15 protein-coding genes, 1 other RNA gene and 1 pseudogene are annotated in these 14201 nt (G+C 59.2%); 5 read left to right on the top strand and 12 right to left on the bottom strand.

Translation table 11 applies throughout. The features are described 5' to 3' along the window. Positions 1-5: 5 nt before the first annotated feature. Together AC2FEE_RS02300 and mgtE are read right to left on the bottom strand one after the other, a co-directional pair. Complete coding sequence (locus AC2FEE_RS02300) at positions 6-569, bottom strand: 5-formyltetrahydrofolate cyclo-ligase (protein ID WP_496862786.1); 564 nt, start codon at positions 567-569, stop codon at positions 6-8. Beyond that, entirely contained in the window at positions 566-1960 is a 1395-nt protein-coding gene (gene mgtE / locus AC2FEE_RS02295; RefSeq protein WP_496862785.1) for a magnesium transporter, read from the bottom strand. Before mgtE ends, AC2FEE_RS02300 begins: the two co-directional genes overlap by 4 nt. A gap of 139 nt (positions 1961-2099) precedes the next feature. Here mgtE and guaD point away from each other — a divergent pair, with 139 nt between their 5' ends. Continuing rightward, positions 2100-3389: a guanine deaminase gene (gene guaD, locus AC2FEE_RS02290; protein WP_496862784.1), complete on the top strand. Its 1290-nt coding sequence runs from the start codon at positions 2100-2102 to the stop codon at positions 3387-3389. 145 nt (positions 3390-3534) lie between these two features. On the opposite strand, the pseudogene AC2FEE_RS02285 reads toward guaD, so the two are convergent. The 4 genes and pseudogenes from AC2FEE_RS02285 to AC2FEE_RS02270 form a co-directional block, all read right to left on the bottom strand. Further along, positions 3535-3999, bottom strand: a pseudogene (locus AC2FEE_RS02285) (DUF995 domain-containing protein). 153 nt (positions 4000-4152) lie between these two features. Next, positions 4153-5487 (bottom strand): 8-oxoguanine deaminase, encoded by a 1335-nt coding sequence (locus AC2FEE_RS02280; protein WP_496862782.1) that lies wholly within the window; start codon positions 5485-5487, stop codon positions 4153-4155. Between the two features lie 116 nt (positions 5488-5603). Further along, complete coding sequence (gene hisN, locus AC2FEE_RS02275; protein ID WP_496862781.1) at positions 5604-6395, bottom strand: histidinol-phosphatase; 792 nt, start codon at positions 6393-6395, stop codon at positions 5604-5606. Between the two features lie 45 nt (positions 6396-6440). Then, the gene (locus AC2FEE_RS02270; protein ID WP_496862779.1) at positions 6441-6812 is read right to left on the bottom strand and encodes a helix-turn-helix domain-containing protein; all 372 of its coding nucleotides are present in this window, start codon (positions 6810-6812) and stop codon (positions 6441-6443) included. Positions 6813-7147: 335 nt separating this feature from the next. Here AC2FEE_RS02270 and AC2FEE_RS02265 point away from each other — a divergent pair, with 335 nt between their 5' ends. Further along, entirely contained in the window at positions 7148-8104 is a 957-nt protein-coding gene (locus AC2FEE_RS02265; RefSeq protein WP_496862777.1) for an NADPH:quinone oxidoreductase family protein, read from the top strand. Here the strand turns inward: AC2FEE_RS02265 and AC2FEE_RS02260 are convergent. Then, positions 8101-8982: a LysR family transcriptional regulator gene (locus tag AC2FEE_RS02260; RefSeq protein WP_496862775.1), complete on the bottom strand. Its 882-nt coding sequence runs from the start codon at positions 8980-8982 to the stop codon at positions 8101-8103. The two genes, AC2FEE_RS02265 and AC2FEE_RS02260, sit on opposite strands and share 4 nt — an antisense overlap. Positions 8983-9109: 127 nt before the next feature. On the opposite strand from AC2FEE_RS02260, the gene AC2FEE_RS02255 reads away from it, so the two are divergent. Together AC2FEE_RS02255 and AC2FEE_RS02250 are read left to right on the top strand one after the other, a co-directional pair. Continuing rightward, positions 9110-9319, top strand: a complete 210-nt coding sequence (locus AC2FEE_RS02255) for a DUF1127 domain-containing protein (RefSeq protein WP_496862774.1) — start codon at positions 9110-9112, stop codon at positions 9317-9319. 182 nt (positions 9320-9501) lie between these two features. Beyond that, positions 9502-10281 (top strand): Bax inhibitor-1/YccA family protein, encoded by a 780-nt coding sequence (locus AC2FEE_RS02250; RefSeq protein ID WP_366551453.1) that lies wholly within the window; start codon positions 9502-9504, stop codon positions 10279-10281. Positions 10282-10449: 168 nt separating this feature from the next. Here AC2FEE_RS02250 and AC2FEE_RS02245 read toward each other — a convergent pair whose 3' ends face one another. After that, on the bottom strand, positions 10450-10932 hold the full coding sequence (locus AC2FEE_RS02245) for a hypothetical protein (protein WP_496862773.1): 483 nt from the start codon (positions 10930-10932) through the stop codon (positions 10450-10452). Positions 10933-11162: 230 nt separating this feature from the next. After that, the gene (gene rpmG, locus AC2FEE_RS02240; protein WP_005630270.1) at positions 11163-11330 is read right to left on the bottom strand and encodes a 50S ribosomal protein L33; all 168 of its coding nucleotides are present in this window, start codon (positions 11328-11330) and stop codon (positions 11163-11165) included. A gap of 649 nt (positions 11331-11979) precedes the next feature. Between rpmG and AC2FEE_RS02235 the strand changes: the two genes are divergently transcribed. Continuing rightward, a complete protein-coding gene (locus tag AC2FEE_RS02235; protein ID WP_496862771.1) occupies positions 11980-12312 on the top strand; it encodes a GYD domain-containing protein in 333 nt (110 codons plus the stop codon). A gap of 8 nt (positions 12313-12320) precedes the next feature. Here the strand turns inward: AC2FEE_RS02235 and rnpB are convergent. The 3 genes from rnpB to AC2FEE_RS02220 form a co-directional block, all read right to left on the bottom strand. Continuing rightward, positions 12321-12736, bottom strand: an RNA gene (gene rnpB / locus AC2FEE_RS02230) — RNase P RNA component class A. 81 nt (positions 12737-12817) lie between these two features. After that, positions 12818-13405, bottom strand: coding sequence for an N-acetylmuramoyl-L-alanine amidase (locus AC2FEE_RS02225; RefSeq protein ID WP_496862770.1), 588 nt, complete (start codon positions 13403-13405; stop codon positions 12818-12820). Positions 13406-13472: 67 nt separating this feature from the next. Continuing rightward, positions 13473-14180 (bottom strand): hypothetical protein, encoded by a 708-nt coding sequence (locus tag AC2FEE_RS02220; RefSeq protein WP_496862769.1) that lies wholly within the window; start codon positions 14178-14180, stop codon positions 13473-13475. Positions 14181-14201 lie beyond the last annotated feature (21 nt).

Here is a 14201-nt window from a genome sequence, read left to right as displayed (position 1 = left end):
AGCGATCAGGCTGAAAACGTCAGTACCCGGCTTTCGGTGATGACCATATCCAGCGGCTGATCGGTGGGCTCCAGAGGCAACCCTTCGGCCTCTTGCGCGTCAAAGGCGAAGCCGATGGCCAAGGTTGGACGTTTGGCGCGCAACCCTTCCAGCGTGCGGTCATAGAACCCACCGCCGTAGCCCAACCGCCCGCCCTGCGCATCGAAGGCAACCAGCGGAACGACAAGAATCTCGGGTTCGAAATAGTCATCGACCTCGGGCACTTTGGCCCCGAAAGGGCCGTCTTTCAGCGCGCCTTCTGGTGTCCAGCGGGAAAATTTCAGCGGCTGACCGGCGGCCTGGATCACCGGCACGCCAACCGGGCCATAGGCCGAGGCCTCGGCCATCGCAGCCAGCGGGTCAATCTCGGTGCGGATCGGCATATAGCCCGACAGAGGCACACCCCGGTGACCGGCCAGCACTTCGGACAATCGCCCGGCAGCTCCGGGCAAACGGGTTTCAAACGCAGCCTTACGGCGCGCAAAAGCCGCCTTGCGTGCGGCGGCTTTGATTTCAGTCAGGTCGGTCACAGTAGCACCACGCTGGCAAGCCCAAGAAAGATGAAGAATCCCATGACGTCCGTTGTGGTCGTCACGAAGGTCCCCGAGGCCAGCGCGGGGTCAACACCCATGCGGTCCAGCACCACCGGTACTACCGTACCCGCAAAGCCCGCGATGACCATATTCACGACCAAGGCCGACCCGATCACGACACCTAGCATCGGAGAATCAAACCACATCATGCCCACCGTTCCCAGCACGATGGCAAAACACAGCCCGTTCAGCATTCCCACCAGCAACTCCCGCCGGATCACGCGCATGACGTTTGCATTGGTCAGGTCACGCGTTGCCAGCGCCCGCACTGCAACCGTCAACGACTGTGTTCCCGCATTACCCCCCATCGACGCCACGATCGGCATCAGAATCGCCAGCGCCACCAACTGATCAATCGCTGCCTCAAATTGCGAAATCACAAGCGAGGCACAGATCGCAGTACACAGGTTCACCGCCAGCCACGGCAAACGCCGCCGACTGGTTGCCGCTACACTGTCCGAAATCGAGCTTTCGTCGCTTACACCCGCAAGACGCAGGATATCCTCTTCATGCTCTTCATCCAGAACCACCATGGCATCATCGATGGTGATCACACCGACCAGCCGCCCGTCTGCATCCACCACAGGGGCCGAGATCAGGTGATACTGGTTAAAAGCATAGGCCACATCCTCTTCGTCCTGATCGACGGGGATGGAGTGGAATTCCTCTTCGGCAATGTCATGCAGCGGCACTTCACGCCGGGTGGCCATCAATTTGCCCAGCGTGACCTGTGCCACGGGCTTCAACCGCGGATCGACCAGAACGACGTGATAGAATTGTTCCGGTAGATCATCATTGGCGCGCATGAAGTCGATGGCCTGCCCCACCGCCCAATGCTCGGGCGCCATGACGACCTCACGCTGCATGAGACGACCGGCCGAGTTCTCGGGATAGGACAGCGCCTGTTCAGCCGCGACCCGTTCGGAATCCTCCAGCGCGTCAAGGATGGCCTCCTGCTGCGGCTCTTCGAGGTCTTCCAGCAGATCGACAACGTCGTCGCTTTCCATGTCGCGCACGGCGTCGGCCAGAACGTCGGGCTTCAAGATGCCGATAATCTCTTCGCGCACCGCCTCATCGAGTTCCGAGAGGATATCGCCGTCGAACTCCTTGTCATACAGACGGATCAGACGCGCGCGGTCATAGGGGTTGATCTGCTCCAGAAGGTCGGCGATGTCGGCCGGGTGCAGCGGCTCCATCAACTCGATCAGTTTATCGCGGTCGTCTACATCGACTGCATACAGAATGGCCGCTACGGTCTTGCGATCCAGTGCATAGACGTCCTCTTCGCTGGTCGCGTCGGTTACGGGTTCATCAAAGCCTGTCGTCATGTCTGCCCCCGTTTCTTCGGTCATTGGCCCCTAATTAGAAGAAGCTGCTACCGGAAAACAATGACAATACGGCGATTTACCGACAAGTTTCGCACGCCTATGCTGTTTCGCAGTCCCATACAGGCGGAGATGAACGAAAATGGCGCAAAAAACGCTGCTGAAAGGACGTGTTCTGAGTTTCACCGGCTCGCCGTTCGAAGATGAGCCGACCGAAGCCGTCAAAATCAGCGAAGCAGTTCTGGTCGAAGACGGCCGCATTTCGGCCGTGGCGGATGCCGACGGCCTGCGCACAGCCCATCCGGACGCCAAGGTAACCGACTACGGCCAGCACGTTATCATGGCGGGATTTGTAGACGCCCATGCGCACTATCCGCAGACCGCCATGATCGCCAGCTGGGGCAAGCGCCTGATCGACTGGCTGAACACCTATACCTTCCCCGAAGAGATGAAGTTCGGCGACCCCGCCTATGCGTCCGAGATCGCCCACCGGTATCTGGACCTGACGGCGGCGCATGGCACTACGACAATGTGCAGCTTTTGCACCATACACCCCGAAAGCGTTGATGCCTTCTTTACCGCTGCGCAGCAGCGCAATCAGCGTGTGGTCGCAGGTAAAACCTGCATGGACCGCAATGCGCCCGAGGGGCTGCGGGACACGGCGCAGACAGCTTATGACCAGTCCGAAGCGCTGCTTAGGAAATGGCACGGGGTCGACCGGTTGTCTTACGCCATCACTCCGCGCTTTTCACCCACCTCCACACCGGAACAGCTTGAGGCGATGGGCGCGCTCTGGGCCGAGCACCCGCATTGCCTTATGCAAACCCATCTGAGCGAGCAGATCGACGAGATCGCCTGGGTCCGCGAACTGTTCCCCGAGGCACGGGACTATCTGGATACATATGAGAAGTTCGGCCTGCTGAGTGGGCATGGCGTGTATGGCCACGTCATCCATCTTGAATCGCGCGAACGCGACCGGTTGCGCGAGGTTGATGCGGCGCTGGTCCATTGCCCGACTTCGAACACCTTCATCGGCTCGGGCCTGTTCGACATGACGGGACTGATGCGCGATGGCCACCGGATCGGACTGGCCACGGATACTGGTGGCGGTTCGAGTTTTTCAATGCTGCGTACGATGGCTGCGGCCTACGAGATCGGACAGCTACGGGGCGCACCTTTGCACGCCGCGCAGTTGTTGTGGCTGGGAACCGTCGGGTCGGCGCGCGCATTGCGGATGGACGATTGCGTCGGCAATGTCGCACCGGGGATGGAGGCTGATCTGATCGTCCTCGACCTCGCCTCGACCCCCGCCATCGCCCAGCGCGAGGCCAGCGCCGACGATCTGTGGGAGGCCATCTTCCCCACCATCATGATGGGCGATGACCGAGCGATCTCGGCCGTTTGGATTGGTGGCGAGCCCGTCGCTCAGTAAAGAATGACCTCTCCCAATTCGGTGCACATTCTTGGATTAAGGCTCCACTGAATACTCGGCTTGATCGTGCAGGCAGTTTGCGAACACTGCCCGGACGGTTAAATTGTCCAGCCAGACGGGTTAGCCCTGCAGACCCAGTTTCTTCTTATTCTTCCTTATCTTGGACTTTGAATTTGTCTCCTTTCACGAGGCTGCTGTCATTGGTCATAGACCACCACTCGTTTTCATCCGGCCAACTGGGCCAAATTGCGCCATCCGGGGCAACAACGTGCTCGATGCATTCGAGGTTATCCGGTTTAGACCCCGTGGAATCACCCTTTGGCCAGTACCAGACCAATTCACGGCAAACGCGCGCCTTACGATCAACTTTCCTTATACCAAGGGCTACGTTGTCACTGTGCTTTTAGCACCAAGCACTCGCTTTCCAGCCTGAGCCAAAGTACATGCCACCCTCGCATTCTTTCCAAATTTGAGTTTTTCCCGCGTAAAGCTGGGCAACCGTGTTTGGATCAGCAGGTTTCGCGCCCTGCGGTTTCGGGTCCGCCCAAGCTATTGCTGAATTCAGAACGGTCAGAACGGCAGCGCCAACAGAAATTACTCGAAAACTCATCTACCCACTCCTTTTAAAATGGCGGGAAGAAACCACAAATGTGCGGGTTTCTCAAAACCCGTCGCCCCAACGATCTCACCTCGCGAGGCCTCTGCCCGCTGTTACACCCGAACTGCGACAGTACCGAGCATGGTAAAACCAATGAATGCCAACTTACTGTTGCAAGGCCTTTGCAAGATGGTTTTGACGTTCCATGACTCTTGGCAGGTCTATCGTCGTGATATGACAATCACGCACAATCTGACGTCCTTCTACGAACAGGTGCTTTACTTTTGCAGGACCCGCCAGCAACAGAGCCGCGGCGTCCCAACTGCCTGCGCTTTCGATGCCGCGCGTGTCCCAGACTGCAATGTCCGCGCGTTTGCCGGGTTCCAGCCGCCCGCAATCGGGGCGGTTCAGAACGTCGGCGCCCCCGCGTGTCGCAATCTCCAGCGCTTCGCGGGACGACATCGCATCCGCGCCGTTCGCGACCCGTTGCAGTAACATGGCCTGTCGCGCCTCGAGGATCAGGTTGCCTATGTCGTTGCTGGCCGACCCATCCACGCCAAGACCGACCGGAACACCGCGGTCGCGCATGGCACGGACTGGTGCGATACCTGATCCCAGCCGACAATTGGAACAAGGGCAATGGGCAACGCCGGTTCGGGTTCTGGCGAACAGGTCAATCTCGGTCCCGTCCAACTTAACGCAATGGGCGTGCCAGACATCCGCACCGGCCCAGCCCAGATCCTCGGCATACTGCCCCGGGCGACAGCCGAACTGCGCCTGCGAGTAGGCAATGTCTTCGTCGTTTTCCGCCAGATGGGTGTGCAGCATCACCCCCTTTTCGCGCGCCAGAATCGCCGTATCACGCATCAGGTCACGACTGACCGAGAACGGGGAGCACGGTGCCAGCCCTACCCGGCACATCGCGCCCTCGGAAGGGTCGTGGAACGCATCTACAACTCGGATCATGTCGTCGAGAATCGCGGCCTCACTTTCGACCAACGAGTCCGGCGGCAAGCCGCCATCGCTTTCGCCAATGCTCATGGCACCGCGTGTGGGATGAAAGCGCAGGCCAATCTCGGCGGCGGCGGCAATCGTGTCGTCCAGCCGCGCGCCGTTCGGATACAGATACAGGTGGTCAGAACTGAGCGTGCATCCTGATAGGGCCAGTTCGGCCAGGCCGATCTGGGCCGAGACGTACATCTCCTCCGGCCCAAAGCGGGACCAGATGGGATAGAGCGTTTTCAGCCAGCCAAACAAAAGCGCATCCTGCCCGCCGGGCACCGCGCGCGTCAGGGTCTGATATAGGTGATGATGGGCGTTCACCAAGCCCGGCGTCAGGACGCACCCGGTCGCATCGTGAACGTCGCCGGTGGTCTGCAGGCCGTAGCCGATCTGTTCGATCTGTCCGCCACGGATCAGGATATCCGCGCCAGAAAGCTCACGGCGCAAATCGTCCATCGTCAGAATGGTGTCTGCATTTTTGATCAGGATTTCGGTCATTCCACCCTCCTTGCGATACACCCGTTTCGTGCAAGAAGAGCATTGGCTGGCGGAAAACGGGCACAAGAACCAGCCCGACAAACCTTACCCGGCTGGTTCAGACCCGGCAATAACTTTCAGTGCTTGCGCAAAACCTCCAACGCAGCCGCGTGCAACACGGCATTCGCTGCCGCCAGCACGCGCCCGCCTTCATGCGCCGGACCGCCTTGCCAGTCGGTGACAACTCCACCTGCGGCTTCGATCACTGCAATCGGCGCCTGGATATCATAGGCGTTCAACCCCGCCTCTATCACCAGATCGACCTGCCCCGCTGCCAGCAGGGCATAGGCATAGCAATCCATGCCAAAGCGCGTCAGGCGCACGTGTTGCGCCACAGCCTCGAACCCGGCGCGGTCCTCGGGGGTGCCAACCTCGGGAAACGTGGTGAACAGGATTGCCTGATCCAGACTGGACGTCGGACGCGTTTTCAGCTGTGCCGTGCCGGTTGGGCCGGTCACCTGCGCGATATCGGCAGCCCCTACGAAACGTTCTCCGACATAGGGCTGGTCGATGACGCCCATGATCGGGCCGTCCGGTGTGCTCAGCGCAATCAATACGCCCCAGGTAGGCGTGCCGCTGATGAAACCGCGGGTGCCATCAATTGGATCCAGCACCCATGTCCGTCCACTGCTGCCCGGAACCTGGCCGAACTCTTCCCCAAAGATACCATCATTGGGTCGGTGTTTGGCCAGAACCGTGCGCATGGCCTGTTCGGCGTTCCGGTCTGCAACCGTTACAGGATCAAAACCCTCGGCCAGTTTGTTGTCGGTCTCAAGGTTGGATTGCCTGAAAAACGGAAGAATGGCCTCACGCGCAGCGTCGGCCATTTCTTTGGCAACATCCAGATCGCTTAATGTCGTCTCTTGCATGCGCTACCCGTGCGGCCCGCGCGTACCAGAGTCAACCCCGTTTGCTCAGGCGACGTCGCTCAGCACTCTGGCAAGTTCGAACAGGCGGCGGCGTTGGTTTTCAGGGATTGCATAGTAGGAACGCACCAAATCCAGAGCTTCCTTGTCCCCCATCAGATCGGCCGGAACCGATTTCTTGCCGGATGCTTCTTTTTCAGCCTCTTCAAGACCTTCAAAGAAAAAGCTGACAGGAACTTCCAATGCCTCGGCAATGTCCCACAGACGGGATGCGCTGACACGGTTGGCACCCGTCTCATATTTCTGAATCTGTTGAAACTTAATACCAACTTGCTGCGCCAACTGCTGCTGGGTCATGCCAATCAGCCAGCGGCGATGCCTTACGCGCTTGCCCACATGGACATCGACGTGATGGGTCATTGGTAAACTCCTCTAATACACACACAACCAATTCGGGTGCGCGACATGCCTTTACTACCGCAAAAATAGCGAGCCGCCCTTAACCACTCCCTAATCAGGAACATGCCCCCAAATCAGCACCCCAGACAATATTGCGCTTTTTCGGCATTTTTTCAAGAAGGTTGAATCTGTTTCGACTAACAGAGATTTAGGGTTGTGCCAAATCTGTCCGGCACACGTTCTTGCCATTGGGGAAGCCTGACATGGCCGCCACACCCTCTTGCGGGGCTTGCCGGGTAAGAGATTGACAATCCCCGAGCGGCACGGACCTATGCGCCAAACCACAGGAGGCAATCATGCTGGCCTACAGAATTCCTTCCCAAGGTGCAGTCGCACAGCTTTGTGATATTGGCATTCCTCAGCCACTGGAAGGCCAAGTGCGTGTGGCAATCAAAGCCTGCGGACTGAACTTTGCCGATCTGCTGATGCAGAAAGGTACATATCAGGATACACCCACCGCCCCGTTTACGCAGGGAATGGAAATCGCTGGCGTGGTCGATACAACCGGCCCCGGCGTATCGCACTTGAAACCGGGTGACCGGATCGCTGTCTATTCCGGTCAGGGCGGTCTGGCGGAATTCGGTGTGTTCGACGCCGAGCGTGCGATTCCCCTGCCCGATTCGATGAGCTTCGAAGACGCTGCGGCCATCCAGATTGCCTATGGCACCAGCCACATAGCGCTGGACCACCGCGCTCACCTGCAACCCGGCGAGACCCTGCTGGTCACGGGTGCGGCAGGTGGTGTCGGCCTGACGGCGGTCGAGATCGGCAAGCTGATGGGTGCAACCGTGATCGCTCAGGCCCGCGGTGCGGACAAGCTCGCCGTGGCGCAGGCAGCTGGCGCAGATCACCTGATTGATGCGTCCGAAGATTTGCGCACACGGGTCAAGGAACTAGGCGGCGCGGACGTTGTGTATGACGCCATAGGTGGGGATATGTTCAAAGCCGCCTTCCGCGCCACCAACCCCGAAGGCCGCCTGCTGCCGATAGGCTTTGCGGGCGGAGAGGTTCCGCAGATTCCCGCCAACCACCTACTGGTTAAAAACCTGACGGTGATTGGCTTCTATATCGGTGGATACCTGACCTTCCGGCCTCAGATCGTGCAGCACAGCTTTGAAACGCTGTTCCGCTGGCACGCCGAGGGGAAAATCACGCCGCATATCAGCCACGTGCTGCCCCTGTCGGACGCCGAAAAAGGCCTTAAACTGCTGCGCGACCGCACGGCAACCGGCAAGGTTGTGATTGCGCCCTAGCCGACAACCGCCTTCAGAGGACTACTGCCGAGCATACGGAAATTCTGCCGGACGAGGTCGGCCAACGCTTCGACCACAGGGCCACGTCCGGGCTCTCCTCCGTACAGGTTGATCATATGCGCAGGCAGGGTGGGCAGCACGCCGCCGTCATCGATCTGCACCAGATGCGCGGCTTCGGTTCCGTCCAGCATAGCGTGAATCGCCAGGTCGGCAGACACGGTGGCCTCGATGGTGCGGTCGTTTTCAGTTTCCACCGAAAGCTCCCACGGAAGGCCGGCCTCATCCAGTGCCGCGATCATCTGCGGCCGGAACATGCAGCGACGCCCCACAGCAATGGGGATCGGCCGTTTACGCCAGGCCGACCCGCCGGGCGCACCAATCCAGCGCAGCGGCAATTCCGCGACGGTTTCAGCGGCATCCCCCCTGTTTGCTTCGGTCGTCAGAATCAAGTCGCACTCGCCGCGCTTGAGCATATCCTTCAGTTGCATTGAGTACGAAGACACCAACTGCACCCGCACCCGCGGGAAATCCGCGTTGAATCGCTGCAATACCCGAGGAATCGCCGGGTAAACGATGTCATGCGGCACGCCCAGAACCACCTCACCCTCAAACGCCTGATCAGTGAGTTTCGAGATCACCTCATCATTCAACGCGATCATGCGGCGGGCATAGGCCAGCAGCTGCTCACCTGACGCGGTCAGCGCGATGGTTCGGCCGCTGCGGTCCAGTAGTTCAAGCCCCAACAGTTCCTCAAGCCGCTTCAACTGCATCGAAACAGCGGATTGCGTCAGGTGCAGGAAACCTGCAGCGCGCGTCACACCGCCCTGATCCGCCACCGCCACGAACGAGCGCAATGTTGTAATGTCCAGATTTCGCATCTTCACGAATCCTTATGTATCACTTCATAAATATTCATTTTCAAAATGTGTCATAACGCGCCATATAAATCAAGGAACTTGATGAGAGATCGGAAACTCATCAAGGATCAATGAAAGGACAAATATTATGACCCAAATTGCGATCCACAGACCTTGCCCGCCGCGTCGTCGTTTTGGCCTGACCATGTTGTTGGATGCGTTCTCGCTACGTCGCCAGCGTTGCACGCTTGCCAGATTGGATGCCAGAGCGCTGGAAGATATCGGAATCACCCGCGAACAGGCCGATTCCGAAGCTGCTCGCCCCTTCTGGGATGCACCGGAATTCTGGCAAAAATGACTCTGACACTCATGTTTTCCTACTGAATGGCGACCCGCAGCCGCAGGTCGCCATTTTGTTGCGTGTTTTACCCGGATTCCGACGCTAAACTCTTGAAACACGGCCCGCAGTTGCCGATATTTGCTGGGAACGGGGTCCGGGTTTCGGACCGCGAAAAGAATTATGTGAAGGGAGACCCTTTAATGGCACAATTTGACACGATCCGGACGGCTGCCGGTACGCGCGCTGCCCAGATTGACGAGGGCCTGCGCGCCCATATGAATAAAGTCTACGGCACGATGTCCGTGGGCATGCTGATCACGGCGCTCGCCGCATGGGCGATTGCCGGTCTTGCCGTGACCTCTGACCCGACCAACGCAGTGGCCCAAATCGGCGCTGATCGCTACCTGACCAGCTTGGGTGGCGCATTGTTCATGTCGCCGCTGAAATGGGTTGTGATCTTCTCACCGCTGGCCTTCCTGATCTTTGGTTGGGGTGCGCTGATGCGGCGTGGATCGGCTGCGGCTGTACAACTGGGCTTCTTCGTCTTCGCTGCTGTAATGGGCATTTCGATGAGCTCGGTCTTCATGATCTATACGCCCTATTCGATCGCACAGACGTTCATAGTGACCTCGATTGCCTTTGCCGGTCTTAGCCTTTTTGGCTACACCACCAAGCGCAACCTGAGCGGCATGGGTACGTTCCTGATGATGGGCGTGATCGGCCTGCTGGTGGCGATGGTCATCAACATCTTCCTGCAATCACCTGCGATGATGTTCGCAATCTCGGCCATTGGTGTATTGATCTTTGCTGGTCTGACCGCATTCTACACCCAAGACATCAAGAACACCTACATTGCGCACGCAACTCATGGTGATCAGGAATGGCTGAACAAAGCGGCGATTGACGGCGCGCTGAGCCTGTACATCTCGTTCCTGAACATGTTCCAGTTCCTGCTGATGTTCATGGGGCAGCAAGAATAAAACTGGCTACTACTTCAGAATCAAATGGGGCGGGCCCGCAACGGCCCGCCCCTTTCTTTTTGCCGAACACCCGTCGGGTCAAAACGCGCCGAGGTCTGTAGGCCCAGCGCATGCACAAAAAAGGCCCCGTCCAAACGACGGGACCTTAATCCAACATTTGTCAGTCGCTTAGCTGCAGTTCAGTGCCACTGCAAAACCCGAACTGCGCTCGGAAGATCCTTTGCGGTATACGTCACCCGCCGGCAGGCAGCCGGTAAACTGCTCGGCATCACGGCCAAACGTTGCGCCGACCTTGTTGTCTACGCGGGTGCTGTTGTTCGCTGTGCGCAGGACGCCGAACAAAGTACCGTTCACATTGACCGTGCTCAGGAACAGGTTGGTGTCAGACCCGGTCAGAACCACCGCGTCGGTGTCGCTGCGTCCGCCGTTGTCGATTGCGACACGGGCAACTTTCTCGGCATCGGTCTGGTCGGTCACCACGGGAACTACAGGCAGCACGGCCAGTTCAGCCGGTACGTTCGTGGCAGGTGGCAGGAAGGCTGCCGCACCCGGCACATCCGAAATGGAGCGGGGTTCACCATCGATCCCCGTGAACCCGACGCCTTCGCGGTTGTACGGGTCCTCGCAGGCCGCAAGGGCCAGAACGGTCATTGTGGATAACAAGATTTTTTTCATGACGGCCAACATTTTGGAACGGTTTGTTGAAGCGTAGGGGTAAGCCCCTGCAAAAAGCAACCCACCGAGGACCCGATTGCCCTGCCCGCTGATGCTTCGTTGCAACGGCGTTAGACGTCATGAAGAACCGTCCCCGAAATGACGAGCAAAGAAAAAGGGTCCCGCCAAGGCAGAACCCTTTGAAACTGTCCAAGCTGGACGGCAGATTACTTAATCTTGCCTTCCTTGTACTCGACATGTTTCCGAGCGACCGGATCGTATTTACGAACGGTCATTTTCTCGGTCATGGTGCGTGCGTTTTTCTTGGTCACGTAGAAGTGGCCCGTGCCCGCGGTCGAGTTCAGACGGATCTTGATTGTCGTCGGCTTCGCCATGGTTATCTCCTGCGTCCGAAAAGGCAGGGGCCTTTCGGTTGAATTCCTATGAGCGTGCGCTTTTACCCGGTCGCGCGGCTGAGTCAACCGGATTCCACCCGTAAAGCGCACAAATCATGCACTCGAGGCTTGCCCCGGTTTGGTTGGCTCACGGTTCTGTGATATGGTCGCGCGATTAAACCCCAGAAAAGAAGCCGATAACAGGCTCGCACCCCGAGGCGCCACGTCCAGGCGAGACGCTCTGCCAGCAGAGTTTTTATGATCACTTGGGGGGCATGACAGGTGGAGACACCGACGAGATGGCGACGCGGCATGTCTTCGTTTGCCCCGATGGGCCGGAAATGGCACCGGGAAGAACATACAGGGCGTGCCCGGTCCAGGTTTTCGCTTCCGTGGTACCCCGCCGGACATCTTTTCTCCTGCCGAACAGGCCCAAAGGCCATCGCGTGGAAACGGGCGGGCAGCGCAATCAGCCTGCCCCCAATCTCCCGGGGCAGCATGGCGTATTCGTGGTACCGGAGCCGCATTTAACGTCGTGGACGCTTGACTGATCGCGGAGCTAACAGGCCGCGTCAGGCTGACACTCGCAAGAGGGCTGTAGGACCAGCCTGATTAAAGGTCCTGAATCAACTTTTTACAGGAGGTAGACATGCCAATTTTCATTACATACGCGTCCTATTCGCAGGATGGAGTCAAGGGGATGCTGAAAAAGCCTGTGGACCGTACGGCCCCTGTCAGGGCTTTGCTGAAAAAGGTCGGCGGCAAGCTTTTGGGGTTCTATATGACGACGGGTGAAAATGACGTAGTGGTCATCAGCGAAGCCCCGGACGGCACGGATGCTGTGGCTGTTGGAATGGCCGTTGCCGCATCAGGCGCGGTGTCGAAAGTCCAAACGGTGCGCGCCTGGAAGGCGAAGGACTTTGTTGCCGTTACCAAGAAAGCCGCAAAACTGACCGGCGCCTATGCGCCACCGGGCAAGTGATCAGAAAGACGCGCGGAGGGCCTGTAAGCCGGATCTTGTTCCGGGGTTGCCCCCTTCGATGACCATTCCTCTAGGCCGTGCATTGCTGCGCGGCTCAAGCTGCCAACCCGGTCCCTCTCGGCCAAGACGCGCTTAGCGGCGGTATCGGCGGACGCCGACCGGCCCGCGCGGGGACCCTATTTGGCATTGCTCCCGGTGGGGCTTGCCGTGCCGCCGCTGTTGCCAGCGGCGCGGTGGGCTCTTACCCCACCGTTTCACCCTTACCGCGCTTTGCCGGAGGCGAACCTCTGCAAAGGTGCGGCGGTCTGTTTTCTGTGGCGCTTTCCGTCGGGTTGCCCCGCCCGGGCGTTACCCGGCACCGTTGTCTTGTGGAGTCCGGACTTTCCTCTCGGGCCAAGGCCCCAGCGGCCATCCGGCCCTCCGCGCAGTGCGGTGGGTATGCTTTGGTCTGGGTGACGTCAAGAGGTTAGGCCAACATGAGGCTAGATGAAGAGCGGATCACGACTTACGTAACGAGTGGCGCGAAATCGGCAGGGTGAAGGCCGCCGGTGGCCCAGGGACGATACCTGAGCCGTACCGCAGCCAGCAGTGTGTCATCGTCGACCTCAGAGGAATACCCTGCGGCGCGGGCCGAGGCCCGGAACGATTGGATCGTTGGGTTTTGCGGCCCCTTACCTTCTCCGCGGCGGCCTGCGAGGTTCAGCCGCTCCAGTCGTTGCCATGGGAATCGGGGGCCAGGGTCGCATTTTCGACCCGGAGCCATGTCGGAATGGCCAATCACGTGATCCGGGCTGATCGACCACCGCTTCTGGATCTGGTGCAACAGGGTTTCAAGCGCTGCCAACTGAGGCTCAGAAAACGGATGCGCCCCGGCGTTGTCCAGTTCAATACCGATCGAGCGGGAGTTGATGTCACTTTGGCCGTTCCATTCGCCAGCGCCTGCGTGCCAGGCACGGTGATCTTCGTGGACCATCTGCCAGAGCGTGCCATCAGAGCCGATCAGATAATGTGCCGAGACTTCATAAGCAGGATCGCACAACCGCTTCAGTGCAGCACTGGCGCGGTCCATTGCAGTGTAGTGAAGCACGATCATGGTTGGCGTAAGCCCATCCCTGCGCTCACCGAAATTAGGGGACGGGTGCCAGATCGGCGTCAGCGACTTAGTTGTTGACGGCACTGCGGAACGGGCTGGGGTCCCAGCCGCAAGCGTAGCCGTCACCATCCGGGTCGAGGCCTTTGCGGTCACGCTGCGGGCCGCCATTTGCAAGGAACTCGATCTGGGCCTGGTCAGCTGACGGGAAGCGCGCACAATTGCGCTGCGCCTTGGCCTGCAGGTTGAACCCGGCACGGCTATAGAGTTGCGTTCCGACCGGATTCGACGTGTTCAGCGCGTATTGCACGATGTTAGGCTGACCATCAGAACCCCGCGCCGGAACGGCGGTCGGCGCAACAACCTCATAGGTCTGGCGGTTCTGTTCGATCAACGCCGCGTCGGTTTCGATGCTGCGACGGCCTGAGACCGCCTCGAAATCCTGTTCGTCCGAAATGGTGTTGTTGATGGGGTCCTCAACGGGTGAGGGTTCGTAGGTGCTTTGCCCTGACGTGCTGGCCAAAGCTGCTGCCGCTGCCGAGGCAAGGTCAGCGTTCTCGCCGGCTGGCAACGGAGCACCATCCCCGGGCGCGCCAAGCTGCTGCTCGGACACTTCAACTGGACCAAGCAGGGGGTTTCCGGTGTATCCCTGCCCCGCCAACTGCGCCTCACGCTGCGCCTGATAGGCGGGCGTGTTGAAATCCGTGCCACCCACGGGGGCCACCGTATCACAGGCGGCCACCAATCCGATTGCGGGAATCAGAAGCGTAAAGCGCATACAGCTGCTCCGTATTGTGTT

This window comes from Ruegeria sp. YTSC199, from assembly GCF_059609725.1.
Note: the sequence above shows the minus strand (reverse complement) of the source record. Positions and strands in the feature narration are given on the sequence as shown.